The following is a 17,525-nucleotide window of genomic DNA, read 5'->3' as shown; positions in this document are numbered from 1 at the left end:
AGGTACACGATGGAAGGTTTAATCAAACTAGACCGAATTGATATCAGTATCCTGGTTGAACTTCAAAAAGACGGCCGAATGACTAACGTCAGCCTGGCCGATGCAGTGGGTCTGTCCTCTAGCCCCTGTTTGCAACGGGTCAAGCGACTTGAGTCGGCCGGGTACATTTCCGGGTATAGAGCCCATCTCAATCTTGCCAAGATTACCGATTCGGTCACGGTATTCACCGAGATCACGCTCAGCGACCACAAGCGGGAGGACTTCGCCAAGTTCGAGTCCAATATCCGTTTGGTCGATGAGGTACTGGAGTGCCACTTGATCAGCGGTGGTTACGATTACCTGGTGCGTTTCATGACCTGCAGCATCCAGCATTATCAGGAAGTGATTGAAGGCTTGCTGGACAAGAATATCGGTATATCCAAGTACTTCAGTTACATCGTCATCAAATCGCCAGTCCTCAAAGATGGGGTTCCGCTGCGTAGACTATTGCGTCACTGAGGCCCCGGCCATGAGCCGCAATTAATTTGCACTTGCCCCCTGTTTTACAGAGATAAAACGTATCAGTAGAGAATGGGAATTGATATTATTCGTCATCAATTCTCGCCGGGTTCCTGAAGTCCCCGGCATCTTCTGAAGGTCGTCTGTCGATGCGTCGAACTCTCGTTTCTCTGTGTGTGATCCAAGCCATTTCCCAAACCACTTGGGCTGACCAGGCACCGACTGAGCCTGCGTCAATAGAGTTACAAGCGATCGACATCAACGGCACATTCGAAGAGTCGGCCCAGGGCCCGGTCCAGGGGTATCGAGCGACCCGTTCCGCCAGTGCGACGCGCACCGACACTCCGATTCATGAAACCCCACAATCGATCAGCGTGGTCACCCGGGATGTCGTGGAAGACCTCGGCGCCACCCGCCTGCAAGACGCTCTCGATTATGCGGGTGGCGTGGGCCGTGCGAACAATTTCGGCGGCCAGGGCCTGACCACTTTCACCGTGCGTGGCTTTACCACCGGTGAGTTCTACCGCAACGGTTTCCCGATCAACCGCGGTTATCCGAACATGCCCGACGCCAATACCATCGAGCGTCTGGAGGTCCTGCGCGGGCCAGCCACCACGCTCTACGGCCGTGGCGATCCCGGCGGCACCTTCAACGTGGTGTCCAAACAACCCCTGGCCGAACCCACGGTCACCCTGGGCAGTCAGCTCAATGATCAGGGCATGCGTCGCGCAACGATGGATGCCTCAGGGCCGCTGGACGATGAAGGGCGACTGGCCTACCGGCTGAACCTGATAGGCGAGGGTGGCGACACCTTCCGTGATCACGTCGAAAACGAGCGTTATGGTGTGGCGCCGGTCCTCGGTTGGCAGGTCAACGACACTACCCGTATCACCTTCGAAGGCGATTTCATGCGCAACAACGCGCCGCTCGATCGGGGTGTGACCCGCTATCGCAATCAGATCGGTGTCGCGTCGCGGGATACTTTTTTCGGTGAGAAGGATATCGGCAAGCTGCACAACGACAACAACATGGCGCAACTGCGTTTCGAACATTTCCTGAACGACAACTGGACCTTGGGCGGCGGCACGCAATTTCTCGACGGCAGCCTGCAAGGCAATGCCATTGAAGGCAACGGGGTCGCTGCCGACGGCCGAACGTTGGGACGCAACTTCAATTACCGCAAACTGGAATGGCGTGACCGGGATGTGCAGTTGAACCTGACCGGGCATTTTTCCACCGGTGGATTCGATCACACGTTGCTCACGGGCATCGAGTATGAGGATTACGATTACAAGTCGATCATCCGTCGCTCCAGTGGCGCGGTGAGTGCCTACCCCATTGATATTTTCAATCCGGTCTACGGCCAGCCGCGCCCGGCGTTGACCCGCACCACCACCAATGATCAGGAAAACCTCAAGACCTATGCCGCTTTCGTGCAAGATCAGGTAACGCTGACTGAGCGGTTGAAAGTCTTGGCTGGCGTACGTTTCGAACGCTTCGAACATGATTACGACAACAAACTTGTCAACGGTGTGAGCTGGACCAACAGCGACAACGCCGTCACTCCGCGCCTGGGGCTGATCTACGATCTGACCCCGACCGTGGCGATCTATGCCGACACGGCACGCTCCTTCAAGCCCAACAGCGGTGCCAGTCGAACGGGCGGCGGTTTCAAGCCTGAAGAAGGCAAATCTTACGAGGTGGGGGTCAAGTGGCAGGCCTTTGATCGGCAGTTAAGCGTGGATGCCGCGGTGTATCAGATCGAAAAAAGCAATGTCCTGACAACGGACCCAGTGGACTCGACTTTCAGCGTTGCGGCGGGTGAAGTGCGTAGCCGTGGCTTTGATCTGAACGTGGCCGGCAACCTCACGCCAGAGTGGCGCATGATCGGTGGCTACGCCTACGTGGATGCCGAAGTCACCCAGGACAACGTGCTGAAGTCAGGCACCCGCCTGATGAACATTCCGCGCGACAGTTTCAGCCTGCTGAACGTCTACGAGTTTCAGGACGGTGGCCTCAAAGGACTGGGCCTGGGACTGGGCGCCAAGTATGTCGACGAGCGCGCCGGCCAGACCGCGGCCAATGCCTTCTCCATGGATAGCTACAAGGTGTTCGATCTGCTCAGCTTTTACAAAGTCAACGAGCACCTGCGACTTAACCTTGACCTGAAGAATGTGTTCGACAGCCACTATGATGAAGGTGCCTTTGGCAACGTTTACGCCTATCCGGGCGCGCCGAGAACCGTGCAGATGGGGATTTCATACACCTTGTAGAGCGCGTTTCAGGGCGCACTTAAAGCGCCACACGAACAACCTGCATCAGTCGGAGGCGGCGTCATGAACGTTCGCCTTCAACTTCGAAAGGATGGCTCTGATCATTCGCCATTCCAGCGATGTTGGCTCACCCTTGTCTGCCTCGGTGACGATCGATGTGGGAACGAACTGTGGCGAGGGGGCTTGCCCCGTTTGAGTGCGTAGCGCTCACAAAAATCTTTGCTACACCAAAGATTTCAGGACTGCTTCGCAGCCCAACGGGGGCAAGCCCCCTCACCACAGGGCAGTATCAATGCTCCTTGGCCTTCCTGATCCTGATCAAAATAAACAGCAGGACGCAGAGCGCGAGCGGGGTCATGGCCAGCAGGGCATCTCTGGCGGAAATGTCCGCGCCCATGACGTGCAGCCCCGAGTAGAACAGCTTGAACAGGCTCAACAAGTAATAGGTGATGGCGATAATCGACAAGCCTTCGACCGCGCGCTGGATTTTGATTTGAGTATCGGCGCGGGCGTTCAGGCTCTTCAGGATTTCCGAGTTCTGCTCTTCCATTTCGACCTGGACACGGGCCTGCAACAAGTCCCCGAGGTTGGCCACGCTCTCGGCCAGTTGCTCCAGGCGTTGTTCGGTGACGGCGCAGTATCTGACCGTGGGCTTGAAGCGTCTTTCTATGAAGATACCCAGTCGCTGGCAATCACCCACATGGCTTTCGCGCAGTTCACCCAGGCGTTCGAAAACCAGCTGTGCATAGGCTTGGGTGGCGCTGAAGCGGTGTCGGGTTTTTGCGTTGCTGCTGACCACTTGCGCCGACAGGTTGGCAATATCGGTCAGCAACGCTTTCGCATTTCCGGTATCGGGGCCGGCGTTACGTTCCGAAAGGTTGACCAGAGTCTTGTCGAAGACATTGAGCTGAGTGCTCAAGGCTTTCGCGGTGATGAGTGAAAGCGAAGCCATCATTCGGTAGGTTTCGATTTCCAGCAGGCGGCGGATCATCCGTCCCAGGCGATAGGCATTCAGGCGTTTGTTCACGAACAGAAAACGGTTGGTGCCGTCCTCGCTCAGGCGAAAATCGCTCCAGACCGTCGCATCGCCACCGCCGATGCAAGAGCCGCTGGGATCCTTGAATTCATAAACGGACAGATCGCCGGAAAAAGACGTATCGGTGCGCACCACAATCTGCACAGCGTTGATCACGTGCTGCATGAAAGGCTCGACCCGGTCCATCAAGGCTCTGGGTGGCGGGCTCCAGCATGGTTCGTGACTGGAGGAGGGCACCACCAGCGTCAGCGTCAGGAACTCTGCGTGCCGTTCCCACTTCAAGGCATGGCCCTCCAGCTCGGTGATGCCCTGGGCCGCTTCCGGGTCGACCGGGCCGGGGCAGCAGTGACTCAGCAAGGTGTCGCACTGCCCGTCATTCGCCAGAAACGCCAGATGAAACACGTGGGCGGGCTCGTCGAAATACAGCGACGGGCGCGCGTGCAACTCGTTGTGCAGGATCAGTCTTTGCGGGTGCATGCTGTTTGGGCCATGTTGGAGTTGTTTGTTCTTGGGACTGGGTGATGAATACCCGAGTCACAAACCAAACCTGGCGATGCCCAATGCCGATTTTCAGGCGAACGGCCATCGCGTATGAGCCTGCCAGGGAATGCACTGCAGCGTTGTGAACTATTCTTCTCAAGTGACCCTTTCAAATACCTCAATCCAAGGGAGTTGATATAAATCAACGCTTAAGAGGCTTTAAGGGATGAATCTGGGCCTGATGCCGGATTCTCGAGCCGGCGTCGGGGATCAACCTGTCTGGAGTCTGCTCATGAGCCAGTATCAACGGTTATTACTGATCATCAACCCGCTGCTGCGCCATTCTCCTGCGATAAACCATGGCGCCGCCCTGGCCAAGGCCAGCGGGGCGAGCTTGCACATTGCCGGCCTGATCCCCTCGTTGGATATTCTGTCGCTGCTCGAAGAAGGCGACCGCAAAATGGCTCGGGCAACCTACCTGCAGGAACACCGCGACTGGCTCGATGAACAAGCGGAAAAGATGCGAGGCCGAGGGATAGAGGTGACAACCGAAGTTGCATGGGCCGACAACATGCGTCAGGACATTCTTGACCATGTCACGCAAATGCAGCCCGATCTGTTGATCAAGCAGGTGCAGCATGAGCCCGTGCTCAAACGCGCATTCTTCACACCGCTGGATTGGCGTTTGTTGCGCCATTGTCCGGTACCGGTTTATCTGGTCGGTGGTGAGGGCCATGCCTTGCCGCAGAAGGTGGTGGCCGCAGTTGACGTGTCGGATACCGAGCCTTCGAACGGTGAACTCAATGACCGGATCATCTTGCAGGCGTCGGGCCTGGCGCTGCAGTGCAATGCCGAGTTGCATCTGCTGTACGCCTGTGACATATCGGCAGCTTTTCTGGCGGATATGGACGTCGATCTGACGCTTGCGCAACTCACCCGGGAACTGCGCAGCGACCTGGAAAAGTCTTTCCTCAAACTGGCCGGTCGGTTCGGCGTGCCCTCTGACTGTCGGCATTTCATCATGGGGCACCCTGTCTCGGTGCTGAGCGAATTCGCCCACCAGCATCAGATGGATGTGGTCGTGGTAGGCAGAACCCAATACCGTGGTCTGGAACGGCTGCTTGGCAGCACGACGGAACATATTCTGTATCAGGTGCCTTGCAGCATTCTGGCGGTCTAGGGGCGGGCGCCCCGATCGGAATGATGGCCGCCGTCAAACGAACGCCCGTTTTTGGGGCTCCCGCCCCAGGGAGGTTTTCAAATGACTAGTCCTTCATTGCAAACCATCTTGCATGACCGGGTGGATGCCGGCCGAGGCTTGGTGGAGCCGTTGCTCAAATACGCTAAAAGAGCCGATGTCATCGTTCTCGCCTTACCCCGTGGCGGCGTTCCGGTGGCTTATGAAGTCGCCACGGCCCTGGAGGTTCGTCTGGACCTGATGCTGGTGCGCAAACTGGGAGTACCGTCCCACCAGGAGTTCGCCATGGGCGCAATTGCCAGTGGCGGCATACAAATCGTCAACGAAGATGCGCTGCGGGCTAACGGAATTGATCAACGCACCCTCGATGCCGTGGTTGCAAAGGAAACGCGGGAGTTGTTGCGTCGCGAGCAGCTATACCGGGCATCCCGTGCACCTTTAGTGCTCAAGGATCAGGTGGTGATTCTGATCGATGACGGCCTGGCCACAGGCGCCACGATGATGGCCGCGATACAGTCCGTGCGCCTGCAAGCGCCCTCGCGCATCGTTGTTGCCGTGCCGGTGGCACCGCAGGAGACGGCAGAGGCGCTGCGCGATGAAGTGGACGAACTGATTTGCCCGCTCATCCCCGAATGGATGATCTCGATCGGTCATTGGTACACGGATTTTTCGCAGACATCGGACGAAGAAGTCATCGATCTTCTGCACCGGGCCTGGCAACGAGAGTCCGGTTCGGGCGACTCCTTTCAGAACGGTTCCGGTATTTGAGCCGTTGCCTGGCGTGGAGCAAACCACGTCAGGCCTTCACGTGATCCTGACGTTCATGAATTGCCACGGATCGGATTCATCGGTCTGCTCGGGCATCAATGAGTGACGTCCGGCAAGCGGCGTCCAGTCGGAATAAATACCTTCTACCTTGCCAAGGTAAGGCAGGCAGATCTGCAGAATTTCCCTGAAGGGCAACTCATCCGGTTCGACAATACCGCGTTGCGGATTGCGAATGGCCCAGATCACGCCGGCCAGCACTCCCGCCGTCACTTGCAGGCTGGTGGCGCTGTTATAAGGGCATAGAACCCGGGCTTGCTGGATTGATAGGCGCGAGCCATACCAATAACTGTTTCTGGCATGCCCCATCAGCAGCACGCCGAGTTCGTCACTGCCGTCGAGGATTTCGTCATCGAGCAGGCGCTGGCCGCTCTGGGGTTTCCAGTTGCGCTCGGCGAGTTCATGCACCGAGAGCAAGGCATCGTCACAGGGCCGATACGCGTAATGGACGGTCGGCCGGTAAGTCGGCTGCCTTCCCTGGCCAACGGTCAGGTAGTCGGCAATCGACAGGGCTTCGTTGTGGGTCACGAGCAGCCCATGGGTTGGCCCCGTCGAGGGTGTCCAGGTCCGAACCCCGGTGGAGGCACCGGGACGTTGCAGGTAGATCCCGGCCTGGCACCCGAAGGCGTGGTAATAGCCATCCTCGGGCAGCGCTTTCTCATGACTGCCCCAACCCAATTCCGCTGGCTGGCTGCCTTCACTGATGAAACCGTCCACGGACCAAGTGTTGACGAACTCATCGGCAACTTTGTGTTGCGATGAAAACTGCGAATCGCGTTCGGCGATGTGGATGCAGCGGATATTCAGTCGGTTGGCCAACTGCGCCCATTCTTCGCGAGTAGCGGGCTGGGGCATTGTGTCACCCAAATCCTCAGCGAGGTTGACCAGTGCCTGCTTGATCAGGTGGGACACCAGCCCCGGATTGGCCCCGTGGGTCAAGACAGCGGTGGACAAACCTTGCGCACTTTCCCTGCGAAGCTGAAGAGCAGCCTCTCTCAATGCATAGTTGGATCTTTCGGACAGGGATTTGTCGGGGTCGGTGTAACCGCCTTCCCACGGCTCGATACAGGTGTCCAGATACAGCACGCCTTTACGCTGGGCGAACTGAATCAGCGAAAGACTCGATACTCCCACCGAGAGGTTGAGCAGGAAATCGCCAGCGCTCAACAGAGGGTCCAGTACCGCCTCGTAATTGTTCTGATCCAGTTGCTCGGCTTGGTGGGCGACGCCAAATTCCTGCGCGAGTAAACGTCCATCTTCATCGGGACTGAGGATCAACAGGCGTTGCGGTTCAAGTTCAAGATGGCGCAACAACAGCGGGAGTACGCCTTTTCCGATACAGCCAGAGCCGATCATCACCAACCGGGCATCAAAGGGCTGAATGACATGCTCAAGATCCGACATCGATAGCCTCCACCGGCTGACCGCGCGCTCGCCGCAAATGACCTGTCGATAACCACGACGCTCTCAAATTAGAGACTGCAAGGCTCAGTTAAAGCTCAAAAAATTTTTCGGGCATCTTCAACGGGACGGCGGTGCTGATCGAGACCAAAAAACAGATGAGAATGAGGCGAACTGCTGGCCCCCCGATTTCCGTTTCGTTGTCAAACTTGCTTTCTTTTCAGAAGGTTAGGCATTGGCGATATGCGGACTTTGGTATGGATGGCTGCGACGTTTGCCGTGGTGACGCTCTCGCTGGAGGCTCAGGCAAAGGACCTGAGCAAAAACAGTCGTTTTGTCTGCAGCTGGGGCTCGGACATCGCCGCAGATGCACAAGCGGCGAAGCTTTCCGGTTTCACGCTTTACGGGGCACGCAAGAAACTGCAATCGCGAAAATTCCCCCGGCCGTGGATGCGCATGACGGCCATGGGGATTACCGAACAAACCTATAACAGTGCCTCACGTCTCAAGCCTGCTGCGATCAAGCAAACGTATTACGAGCAATGCATCCGGCATGAGTTGGCCCGACGCTAGAAGTTGATCGAGGCGCTCAGCCGGGCGGTCAGTGGAGCGCCCTGGAACAGGTAGCCATCGCCCATGTATTCACCGGCATCGCGCCAGTAGCGTTTGTCGAACAGGTTGTCCACGGTCAGGCGGAACACCGTGTCATATCCGTCGATGCGAGTGCTGTAGCGGCTGCCGATGTTGAAGATGGCGTAGGCCCCGGTCTGCACTTCACCTTGGCGGTTGGCGTACTTGCTGGCGCTGTACTGCACTCCACCGAGCAGCGCCAGGCCATTGAACCAGGGCAGGGCGTAGTCGCCGTAGAGGTTGGCGCGCAGGGTCGGAACGTTGATTGCCTGGTGCCCTTCATAAGCTGGCGTGCCACTGTCGGTGACCCGTGCGCGAATCGCCGCGACACTGGCGGCGATCTGCAGGCGCTGGCTGGCCCAGCCATTGGCCGAGAGCTCCAGCCCGGTGTTTTTCTGTTCGCCCTGTTGGGTGAACGTGAACGTACCGTCATCATTCGGTCGCGAGTACTGGTAGGCCTGGCGAATCTGGAACAGCGCCGCGGCCAGGCTGATGCGCTGCCAGTCGTATTTGATCCCGGCCTCGATTTGTCGCGATACGGTGGGCGCGAGGATTTCATAGGCATTGGTGGTGAACCACGCTGCTTCGCCGCCCAAGGACAGGCCCTTGCTGTAGCGGGTGTATAGGGACAGGTTTTGCACCGGCTTGTAGATCAGCGCTGCCTGGGGCAGGAATTCATAGCGTTGGGTATGCCGGGTGGTCTCGCCCTGGCTGTCGAAGGTCTCTTCATCCAGACGCACTTCGCGCCCGCCCAGCACTGCCTGCCATTGCTCGTTGAAACTGATCCGGTCATTGAAGAACAGCCCGTACTGGCGGCTGTCCAGGCGTCGGTAGGAATCGTTGAGCGGGCCATCGTAAGGGGCAAAATCAGCCGGTTCGCTGTTGATGTTGGCGCTGCCGATCATCTGATTGATGGCATCGCGTTTGTCCACCACGCGGCGGAACGCGCTAGTCCCGACGCTGAGTTCGTGGCCCAGGCCACCGGTTTCGAAGTGGCCGCTGAGGAGCGCCTGCACTTCATCGTTGCGGCGGGTATCGTCGGGGCTGCGGAAATCGTAAATGTCGTAGTCGCCCTCGGGGCTGAAGTAGTTCGGCACTGCCGCGCCGGCACAACTGGCGGAGCCATAGCAGCCCCAGGCGAACGAGCTGTAGTCATCGATCACCACCCGGCTGCGCGAGGCGCTGAGGTTGCCTTTCCACTGGTCGTTGAAGCGGTATTCGAAATTACCGTTGAGGTTCAGCGCATCAGTGGTGACCGGCTTCGAACCGCTCTGGTGTGCCAGCAGCTTCTTCGGCGAGGCGTGGTGCGGCAGACTGGAACCACCGAGCAGTTGATAGCCTGGTGCAGAGCGCTGCTCCTTGGTCTGGTACTCGGCGTCCAGTTGCAGCAGCGCATTGGGGCTGATGTTCCAGTCGAAAGCCAGCGAGGCGAAGTCGCGCTGACCATTGGTGTGTTCGACGTAGGAATGCAGGTCTTCGTGGGCCAGGTTGGCGCGCAGACCGAACTGTTGCTCGCTGCCGAACCAGCCACCGACATCGGTCGCCAGATAACCACTGCCGCGATCATCAGTGGAGACGGTGACCGAACGTACGTCGCCAGGCCGCTTGGTCACGTAATTGACCAATCCGCCGGGCTCGCTGACACCGCTTTGCAAACCGGAGAGGCCCTTGAGCAACTCCACCTGCTGTTTGTTCTCCAGCCCGACATTCTGCTCGCCAGTGATGGTGCGGCCGTTGATCTTGTAACTGCTGGCGGAGTTGAGGGAGAAGCCACGCACGACGAAGTTTTCGTAGTAGCCGACCGGCGCGTAGCTTTCACCCACCGAAGCGTCGTTGCGCAGTACTTCGCTGAGCAGGCGGGCCTGCTGATCCTTGATCAAGGCTTCATTGAATACCGAAATGGAAGCCGGCGTATCGAGCAATGGCGCCGCCTCGAATCCACCGACCGAAGCGCTGTCGGCCTGATAACCGGAAGAATCTTCGCCGGTGACGGTCACCGCCGGCAATTCGGTCGCGGCGGCCCAGGCCGAAGGCACGGCGCTGCTCAGCAGGAGGCCCAGACCCAGATTCAGGGGATTGAGCGCAAACCGCGGGGCGGCCACTCCCTGGCGGGAGGTCCGGTAAAGCCTATTCATGAAAAATCCTCGACGACTGCGGGCCCGGGTATGGCGAGTCTTGGCCTGTGGCTCACGCTTGAAAGCGGGGCATCATACAAGAGGACCGATCATGAAATGAAAGTGTCATCGCGACGAGCGCCGGATAACTGTAGGAGCTGCCGCAGGCTGCGATCTTTTGACCCTGGCGTTTGTTCAGGCAACGAGTCGTTTACGGGAAAGATCAAAAGATCGCAGCCTGCGGCAGCTCCTACGGGGGGCTCGTCACACGAAACCGTTGCTCGAGGGCCTCCGCAAACGGGGTAGAGCGCAAACCCGGGCCAGGCTTCTCGATCACCCGCTGAAATCGCGACGAGCGCCGGGTAACTGTAGGAGCTGCCGCAGGCTGCGATCTTTTGACCTTGGCGTTTGTTCAGGCAACGAGTCATTTACGGTAAAGATCAAAAGATCGCAGCCTGCGGCAGCTCCTACGGGGGGCGCGTCACACGAAACCGTTGCTCGAGGGCCTCCGCAAACGGATAGAACGAAAACCAGGGCCGGGCTTCATCGATCACGCGCTGAAATGACGGTCTCTGTACCAACCTCTCGAAATAGGCGCTCAGGTGACTGTAGTCATCGGGGAACGGCACGAGCGTCCTGGCATAGAAAAGTGCCGGGGCAGCGGCGCAATCGGCCATGCTGAAGGCCGGGCTGGCCACCCAGATTCTGGATGCCATCCGGCGTTCAAGCATGCCGTAGGCCGTTTTCAGCATGGATCGCTCTTTGGTCAAATCGCCGTTGGTCGCGTGTAGTCGATCACTGACAATCTGTTGCATCGGTCCTTGTACATACTGGTCAAAAAATCGATCCCATAATCGGACTTCCAGCGCGGTCTCCCAATCGTCTGGAACCAGATAGTGCGTGCCCGGAAATCGTCTATCCAGGTACTCGATGATGACGCTGGACTCCGGCAGATTCCGCTGGTCAACAGAGTCAAAAATTAGTGGGAACTTTCCGATTGACCACAATGCCTGAAGTTCTGCGCTGTCGGCAGGGTCACCGAGATCGATGATTCTTCTCTCGAATTCAGTGCCGTTTTCGTACAGCGCGATGAGTACCTTGTGACAGAACGACGCCAATGGATGGTAGTAAAGCGTCAGCGACATCTTTCAACTCCTCGTTGGAGGGGAGGGGCGGGAAGCGCAACACCCTGATATGAAAAAGACGGGGGCAGTGAGCAATCATAGGCGGATGTCAGCAGTGCGTCAGGGCTCGAATGTGCGTGCTTGCAAACGGAAGAATCCCAGCCGGACTGAACCGCTGGTCGGTTTGTGACTTATTGGTCATGGCGTTCATCTCAGCGCCCTTGTACCGTTGTCGCTGGTTTGTGCTGTCAGGCTTGCCCGGAGGAAGCCGGACGGTCAATCAAGCTGTGTGTCTGGCCCAATTTGTTCAAGGAATAGAATGAAATGACGTTGAAAACCGCGATTGTCCAGATTGGTAAGAAGTACAAGGTTTATACCGAGCATTACCTCAACGCCACCGCCGACAAGACCATTATTCTGGTCAACGGCTCGCTGGCAACGACCGCCTCTTTTGCCCAGACCGTGCGCTACCTGCGGCCACGCTTCAACGTAGTCCTCTACGATCAGCCCTACGCCGGTCAATCGAAACACCACAACCAGCATGACCAGCCGATCCGCAAGGAAGACGAAGCCGAAATATTGCTGGAGTTAATCGAGCACTTTCGCGCGCAGCATGTGCTGTCCTTTTCCTGGGGCGGCGCGGCGACTTTGCTGGCGCTGGCCCAGCACCCACAACGAATTGAAAAAGCGGTGATCAGTTCATTCGCGGCGCGAATCAATACGCCGATGCGCGACTATCTGGAGAGTGGTCGGCACTTTCTGCAGGCCTGTGACCGGCGCAATGTCGCGCGCTTGATCAACAGCACGATCGGCAAGCATCTGCCGTCGCTGTTCAAGCGTTTCAACGAACGCCATGTCAGCAGCCTGGACGAACACGAATACCGGCAGATGCACTTTCACGTCAACGAAGTGCTGACTCAGGACACCCATTGCTACGTTTCCTGTGCCGACGCCATCGAAGTTCCGTTGCTGTTTATCAACGGCGAACGGGATGAGTACACCTCGGTGGAAGATGCCCGTTTTTTTGCTGCGCATAACCCTCAGGCTCAATTTCAGACCATCAAGAACGCCGGGCACTTCCTCGATATGGAACACCCGACGGCCTGGACTGACACCCAGCAGGCCTTGCTGGGCTTCCTGCAGCCGATCGCCAAAATACCGAGCCAGCCCCGAGACTTGACGTTCAGTAGCAAAGCGTCGGTGATTCCGCCTCTTCAGTCAGCCAACTGGGTGCGGCTTTAACTGACGCAGCAACTCGATCTGATCCGCCGGGACCAAGGTACGCAAGGCTTTATACAGCGCGCGGGTCTCGAGCAGGTTCCAGATGCGCAGCATGGTTTCCAGGGCGTCCAGTGGCTTGCTGATGAAGTCTTTGGCGCCCAGAGCCAGCGCGCGCAGGCGGGTATCGCGCGTGGCGTCAGCGGTGAGCACAAGGATTGGCAGGTACTCGCCGGTCGGGATGCGCCGGTTGAGTTGTTCCAGTACGGCAAAGCCGTCGAACTCTGGCATGTGCAGGTCGAGAATCACCAGGTCAGGCTCGAAGCTGTTGAACAGGTCCAGGGTTCGCAGCGGCTGAGTGCTGCTCAGTACGTTGGTCAGCCCTTCGCGGACAAGCAACTGTTCCATCAAGTCGAGGTTGGGCCGCTGGTCGTCGATGATCAGAATGCGCAGGTCGGTGTTCACACGGGCTCCGGTAGATGCTGGTCAAGATGGGCGAGAAATGAAGGGATGTGAATCGGCTTGGTCAGCACCGCCGTCGCTCCCGCTTCCAGCAATGCCAGATGCGTGAGGTCGCTGGCATCGGCGGTGATCATCAACACGGGAATGGCACGGGTGATGGAAGACTGACGCAAGCGTTGCAGCACATTGAAACCATCCAGATCCGGCAGTGCCACGTCGAGCAAAATCAGCTGTGGCGCATGTTGACGGGCCAGGTCCAGACCCATTTGCCCCTGCATACTTGAGAGCAACTGGATGTGCGGTCGCCGTTGCAGCAGGGTTTCGATCAGGGCAAGGCTGGAGAGATTGTCTTCGATGCACAGGACTTTGCCCTGGTAATCGGGCGCGGCGAGGGCGGCCGTGACCGTTGGGGGGCTGATTCGTGCAACCGGTGGCTCGGTGACTGGCTGCAGGCGCGCGAAGGGCAGCTCCAGGGTGAAACTGGCGCCTTCGCCGGGTTGGCTTTTGACGGTCAGGCTGCCGTTCATCATTTCCAGCAAACTCTTGCTCAAGGCCAGGCCCAGGCCGGTGCCTTCCACGTTCGGATCGGTCTCCAGACGCTCGAACGGCTTGAACAGTTGTTCCAGTCGATCGGCCGCAATGCCCTTGCCGGTGTCACAGACCGACACCGCAATTCGCTGTTGAATAACCCTGACTTCGATGTGCACCTGGCCCTGGGGCCGGTTGTATTTGATCGCGTTGGATAGCAAGTTGAGCAGCACCTGAACCAGGCGTTGCCGATCGGCGACGATTCCGCTGTCGGCGGCCAGCATCGGCAGCTCAACCAACTGAATGCCGGCGTCGCAGGCCATGGGGGAAACCAGTGTCAGGGCTTCTTGTAGCACCGCCGCCAGGGGCACTGCTTCAACATTGAGCGGCAGGCGCCCGGCTTCGATCTTGGCGATGTCCAGCACTTCGTTGATCAAGGTCAGCAGGTGTTGTCCGGCCCGCAAGATATGACCGATCTGTGCCCGCTGACCTTTGGATGAGTCCATGTCCAACAGTTGTGCGAAGCCGAGAATGGAGTTGAGCGGGGTACGCAATTCGTGGCTCATGCGCGACAGGAACTCGCTTTTGGCGCGGCTGGCGCGTTCGGCTTCTTCCCGTGCGGTGCTCAGTGCTATCTCGGCCACGCGGCGATCGCTGATGTCGCGGGTGATCTTGGAAAATCCGCGCAGGGCACCACTGTTGTCGTATTGCGCGGTAATCACCACGCTGGCCCAGAAGCGGCTGCCATCCTTGCGGCAACGCCAGGCCTCTTCCATGTAATGACCGTCGCGAGTGGCCTCGCGCAGCGCCATGTCGGGATGCTGCGGACATTCTTGCGACAGATAAAACACCGAAAAATGCTGGCCGACGATTTCCTGTTCGGTGTAGCCCTTGATCCGTTCGGCGCCCGCATTCCAACTGGTGACGAAGCCCTGGGTGTCGAGGGCGAAAATACCGTAGTCCTTCACGCCGTCGATGATCAGCCGGAGACGCTCTTCGTTGTCGCGCAACGCCCGTTCACGTTCAGCCAGCAACAACCCGGCTTCGACCAGGCGTGTGCCCAATTGACCAATCTCGTCATTTTCCGGCGGTTGCGGCAGTAACGGCTGACCGAGTGCCAGCCGTTGTGCGTTGCCCTGGACCTGTTTGACCCGGGCGACAATGCCCTTGGACAGAAACAGCACCGCCACGATGGCGCCAAACAACCCGCACGCCGCGGCCAGCAGGGTGGAGAACAACAACCGCTGTCGGGTGGAAGCCGCGGCTGCGGTGCGCTCGGCCAGCAACGTGTCTTCAAGGGTACGCATGGCGCTGATGCGTTCACGCAATTCGTCGAGGACGTGCTTGTTATTGATCAGGATGGTGGTAATCGACTCGGGTGTGGCGCTGCGATCATTGAGCAGTTCAACCAGACCCTCGACCTTGGTCTCGATCAGTGGCGTGATGACCGCCAGATGTCTGCGCACCCGTTCATCGCGAACGTTGCTGTCGAGCCGGTGCAGGGCCGATTCGATCAAAGGCTTGGCTTGTCGATAACCCGGCAGGAAATCCTCGCGACGAGTCAGCAGATAACCGCGCACACTGGCGGCGGCCTCGGCGAGCAGGGTGTGCACGGCCTGAATGTCGCCTTGCACCAGCAGCACGCGACGTACGTCCTCTTCCGCGCGTGCGGTCTGACGCTCGGTGATGTAAATCAGCACCAGCGAGAGCAACAGGATCACCAACGGCAGGGAAATCACCACGAGGGCTTTGCCGCGTAACGGCAGATCGGCCCAGCGTCGAGCATTTGAAACCTTCATGACTGGAGCACCAGCCCGAGGGCCATGCCACGAACGGCCGCCTGGGTTCGGTCGGCGGCGCCGAGTTTACCGATGACCCGTTCCACGTGGGCTTTGGCCGTGCCCGTGGTGATGCCGAGTTCTTCGCCGATTTCACGATTGCTGAAACCGCTGGCCACCAACCCGAGAACCTGACGTTCCCGGGCGGTCAAGGTTTCGGCAGGCACGACGCCACTGGCGTTGCGTTCGGTCATGCGCCGCAGCAGGCGGGCGCTGACGGCGCTATTGAGGGCTTCCTCGCCCGCGGCGACGCGTTGCAGGGCGTCGATCACTTCATTGCGGCTGGCGTCTTTGAGCAGGTAACCCACGGCGCCGGCATTCATCGCCGCTTCCAGGTGATCCGGGCTGTCGTCCATGGTGAAGATCACCACTTTGAGGCCCGGCAGGCGCTGCTGAAGAATTCGCGCCGCGCCTAGCCCATTGAGCACGGGCATGCGAATGTCGAGGATGACGATGTCGGGTAACAGACGTTCGCACGCGTCCACCGCTTCCTGACCATCGCGGGCCTGGCCGACCACTTCGAATTGCGGATGGCCGGCCAGCAGCGCAACGAAGCCGGTTCGGGTGACCTCATGATCGTCCGCCAGAACCAAACGTAAAACTTCAGTCATTGAGCTGTTCCATTGAGGTCGGAAGGTACGGTGGCGCGCAGTTGCGTCCCGCCATGCACATGGCTGACGCAAGTGAAATCGCCGCCCAGCAGGCTTGCGCGTTCCTTCATCGCCGCGAGCCCCAGGTGCCGGGCGCCACAGGTGACGAGTCGTTGTTCCAGAGCAAAACCTTTGCCGTTGTCGTCCAGCCGTAGCGAGGCCAGTCCTTCGTGCAGTTCCAGCGCGAGGACGACGTGGCTGGCCTGCGCATGTTTGAGAATATTGTTGATGCCTTCCTGGGCGATCCGGAACAGGGCGATTTCCACCTGGCTGGGCAAACGCGCTTCGCAACGCCCATTCCAGTTCACTTTGATCCCGGCCTCGCGCAGGCGATCCGCTTCTTTGTCGACCGCCTTCAGCAAGCCAAAGTCATCGAGTACCGTCGGGCGCAGGCCGCTGATCAATTGCCGGCCTTCACCCACGCAGTGTTGGGCCAATGCAAGAATCGTCTGTAAGTCTGCGCCGAGTTCGTCGGGCAGTGGCGGGCAACGGCCGGCAAAACCTTGCAGGCGCTGATGCAGCCCGGCGAGGGTTTGCGCCAGGCCGTCGTGCAGGTCGTAAGCCATGCGTTTGCGTTCGTCTTCCTGTGCCCTGAACAACCGATGCACCAGATCGGACATGGTGCGCTCGCGGGCCACCAGTGCATCCAGCAACCGCTGGTTTTCCAGGTGCGCGGCCAGCAGGGTGGCGAGCAATTGCAGGGATTCGACGTCCTCGGTGTCCGGTGCACTGATGCTGACACTGTTGGCCAGCACCAACGCACCGAAGGCCGCGCCATCGCCGCCGCGCAACGGCACTCGCAGCACATTGGGCAGGACCGCGTTCGGTTGCTCCTGCCATTGCGGGGCGCACATCGCGGTATCGGCGAGGCTCTCGAGGCTGTGTAAACGATCACGGCTACCGTGACTGGCGGTGGTCTTGACCTGCGCCTCTACGTCCCATTCCAGCAGTAACGCGTGGTCCATCGCGAGGAAGGCGCAGGCCCGTTGCAGCACCCGTTGACGCATGGCCTCAGGGGCCAGTTGCGTCAATTCCTGGCCGGTATCCACCAGCAACCGCAGTCGCGCGGCGCGACTTTGCGCTTGCCGATACTGGGTGCGAATGGCCAGGGCGCTACCGGGGTCATGATCAGGGTTTTGCATGGGGCAGATTCCGGCGGGCACGCCCGTTCGGGCTGGGGCGTCATTAAACCTTGTTGACGGGGCAGGGCGCTATCTGCCGAATGGCATAGGCAAATGACTCCGGTTGGC

General features: G+C 58.9%; 14 protein-coding genes. 6 read left to right on the top strand and 8 right to left on the bottom strand.

Going from position 1 to position 17,525, the window contains the following annotated elements:
- The first annotated feature begins 9 nt into the window (after positions 1–9).
- Both ABH909_RS18265 and ABH909_RS18260 read left to right on the top strand, forming a co-directional pair.
- A complete protein-coding gene (locus ABH909_RS18265; RefSeq protein ID WP_008146530.1) occupies positions 10–498 on the top strand; it encodes an Lrp/AsnC family transcriptional regulator in 489 nt (162 codons plus the stop codon).
- Between the two features lie 149 nt (positions 499–647).
- Positions 648–2,771, top strand: coding sequence for a TonB-dependent siderophore receptor (locus tag ABH909_RS18260; protein ID WP_429435785.1), 2,124 nt, complete (start codon positions 648–650; stop codon positions 2,769–2,771).
- Positions 2,772–3,060: 289 nt separating this feature from the next.
- On the opposite strand, the gene ABH909_RS18255 is transcribed toward ABH909_RS18260, so the two are convergent.
- A complete protein-coding gene (locus ABH909_RS18255) occupies positions 3,061–4,284 on the bottom strand; it encodes a DUF3422 domain-containing protein (RefSeq protein ID WP_429435783.1) in 1,224 nt (407 codons plus the stop codon).
- Positions 4,285–4,579: 295 nt separating this feature from the next.
- Here ABH909_RS18255 and ABH909_RS18250 point away from each other — a divergent pair, with 295 nt between their 5' ends.
- On the top strand, positions 4,580–5,467 hold the full coding sequence (locus ABH909_RS18250) for a universal stress protein (RefSeq protein WP_429435781.1): 888 nt from the start codon (positions 4,580–4,582) through the stop codon (positions 5,465–5,467).
- An 81-nt stretch (positions 5,468–5,548) separates the two neighbouring features.
- Positions 5,549–6,253, top strand: coding sequence for a phosphoribosyltransferase (locus ABH909_RS18245; RefSeq protein WP_429435778.1), 705 nt, complete (start codon positions 5,549–5,551; stop codon positions 6,251–6,253).
- Between the two features lie 36 nt (positions 6,254–6,289).
- Here ABH909_RS18245 and ABH909_RS18240 read toward each other — a convergent pair whose 3' ends face one another.
- Positions 6,290–7,714 carry a homospermidine synthase gene (locus tag ABH909_RS18240; protein WP_429435775.1) on the bottom strand — a complete coding sequence of 475 codons (1,425 nt, stop codon included), beginning with the start codon at positions 7,712–7,714 and terminating at the stop codon, positions 6,290–6,292.
- A gap of 240 nt (positions 7,715–7,954) precedes the next feature.
- On the opposite strand from ABH909_RS18240, the gene ABH909_RS18235 reads away from it, so the two are divergent.
- Positions 7,955–8,284 carry a hypothetical protein gene (locus tag ABH909_RS18235; RefSeq protein WP_429435773.1) on the top strand — a complete coding sequence of 110 codons (330 nt, stop codon included), beginning with the start codon at positions 7,955–7,957 and terminating at the stop codon, positions 8,282–8,284.
- On the opposite strand, the gene ABH909_RS18230 is transcribed toward ABH909_RS18235, so the two are convergent.
- Together ABH909_RS18230 and ABH909_RS18225 are read right to left on the bottom strand one after the other, a co-directional pair.
- The gene (locus tag ABH909_RS18230; RefSeq protein ID WP_429435770.1) at positions 8,281–10,476 is read right to left on the bottom strand and encodes a TonB-dependent siderophore receptor; all 2,196 of its coding nucleotides are present in this window, start codon (positions 10,474–10,476) and stop codon (positions 8,281–8,283) included. The genes ABH909_RS18235 and ABH909_RS18230 overlap by 4 nt on opposite strands.
- Positions 10,477–10,922: 446 nt before the next feature.
- Positions 10,923–11,600, bottom strand: coding sequence for a glutathione S-transferase family protein (locus tag ABH909_RS18225; RefSeq protein WP_429435767.1), 678 nt, complete (start codon positions 11,598–11,600; stop codon positions 10,923–10,925).
- Positions 11,601–11,903: 303 nt separating this feature from the next.
- Between ABH909_RS18225 and ABH909_RS18220 the strand changes: the two genes are divergently transcribed.
- Positions 11,904–12,821: an alpha/beta fold hydrolase gene (locus tag ABH909_RS18220; protein WP_429435764.1), complete on the top strand. Its 918-nt coding sequence runs from the start codon at positions 11,904–11,906 to the stop codon at positions 12,819–12,821.
- On the opposite strand, the gene ABH909_RS18215 is transcribed toward ABH909_RS18220, so the two are convergent.
- The 4 genes from ABH909_RS18215 to ABH909_RS18200 are packed head-to-tail and all read right to left on the bottom strand — an operon-like array spanning position 12,798 to position 17,417.
- Complete coding sequence (locus ABH909_RS18215; protein WP_429435762.1) at positions 12,798–13,262, bottom strand: response regulator; 465 nt, start codon at positions 13,260–13,262, stop codon at positions 12,798–12,800. The genes ABH909_RS18220 and ABH909_RS18215 overlap by 24 nt on opposite strands.
- On the bottom strand, positions 13,259–15,586 hold the full coding sequence (locus ABH909_RS18210) for an ATP-binding protein (RefSeq protein WP_429435759.1): 2,328 nt from the start codon (positions 15,584–15,586) through the stop codon (positions 13,259–13,261). Before ABH909_RS18210 ends, ABH909_RS18215 begins: the two co-directional genes overlap by 4 nt.
- Complete coding sequence (locus ABH909_RS18205) at positions 15,583–16,236, bottom strand: response regulator (protein WP_429435756.1); 654 nt, start codon at positions 16,234–16,236, stop codon at positions 15,583–15,585. The genes ABH909_RS18210 and ABH909_RS18205 overlap by 4 nt, the downstream gene beginning before the upstream one ends.
- Complete coding sequence (locus tag ABH909_RS18200; RefSeq protein WP_429435753.1) at positions 16,233–17,417, bottom strand: sensor histidine kinase; 1,185 nt, start codon at positions 17,415–17,417, stop codon at positions 16,233–16,235. Before ABH909_RS18200 ends, ABH909_RS18205 begins: the two co-directional genes overlap by 4 nt.
- Positions 17,418–17,525: the final 108 nt, after the last annotated feature.

Origin of the sequence: Pseudomonas sp. BS3782 TE3695, assembly GCF_050435305.1 — a bacterium.
In the GTDB taxonomy this organism is placed as follows: Bacteria; Pseudomonadota; Gammaproteobacteria; order Pseudomonadales; family Pseudomonadaceae; genus Aquipseudomonas.
This window is presented reverse-complemented; position numbering and strand designations above follow the sequence as displayed.

Excerpts from the sequence above, each read along its gene's own strand:
- ABH909_RS18265 (WP_008146530.1), top strand. The coding sequence starts at position 10 with ATGGAAGGTTTAATCAAACTAGACCGAATTGATATCAGTATCCTGGTT.
- ABH909_RS18260 (WP_429435785.1), top strand. The coding sequence starts at position 648 with ATGCGTCGAACTCTCGTTTCTCTGTGTGTGATCCAAGCCATTTCCCAA.
- ABH909_RS18255 (WP_429435783.1), bottom strand. The coding sequence starts at position 4,284 with ATGCACCCGCAAAGACTGATCCTGCACAACGAGTTGCACGCGCGCCCG.
- ABH909_RS18250 (WP_429435781.1), top strand. The coding sequence starts at position 4,580 with ATGAGCCAGTATCAACGGTTATTACTGATCATCAACCCGCTGCTGCGC.
- ABH909_RS18245 (WP_429435778.1), top strand. The coding sequence starts at position 5,549 with ATGACTAGTCCTTCATTGCAAACCATCTTGCATGACCGGGTGGATGCC.
- ABH909_RS18240 (WP_429435775.1), bottom strand. The coding sequence starts at position 7,714 with ATGTCGGATCTTGAGCATGTCATTCAGCCCTTTGATGCCCGGTTGGTG.
- ABH909_RS18235 (WP_429435773.1), top strand. The coding sequence starts at position 7,955 with ATGCGGACTTTGGTATGGATGGCTGCGACGTTTGCCGTGGTGACGCTC.
- ABH909_RS18230 (WP_429435770.1), bottom strand. The coding sequence starts at position 10,476 with ATGAATAGGCTTTACCGGACCTCCCGCCAGGGAGTGGCCGCCCCGCGG.
- ABH909_RS18225 (WP_429435767.1), bottom strand. The coding sequence starts at position 11,600 with ATGTCGCTGACGCTTTACTACCATCCATTGGCGTCGTTCTGTCACAAG.
- ABH909_RS18220 (WP_429435764.1), top strand. The coding sequence starts at position 11,904 with ATGACGTTGAAAACCGCGATTGTCCAGATTGGTAAGAAGTACAAGGTT.
- ABH909_RS18210 (WP_429435759.1), bottom strand. The coding sequence starts at position 15,586 with ATGAAGGTTTCAAATGCTCGACGCTGGGCCGATCTGCCGTTACGCGGC.
- ABH909_RS18205 (WP_429435756.1), bottom strand. The coding sequence starts at position 16,236 with ATGACTGAAGTTTTACGTTTGGTTCTGGCGGACGATCATGAGGTCACC.
- ABH909_RS18200 (WP_429435753.1), bottom strand. The coding sequence starts at position 17,417 with ATGCAAAACCCTGATCATGACCCCGGTAGCGCCCTGGCCATTCGCACC.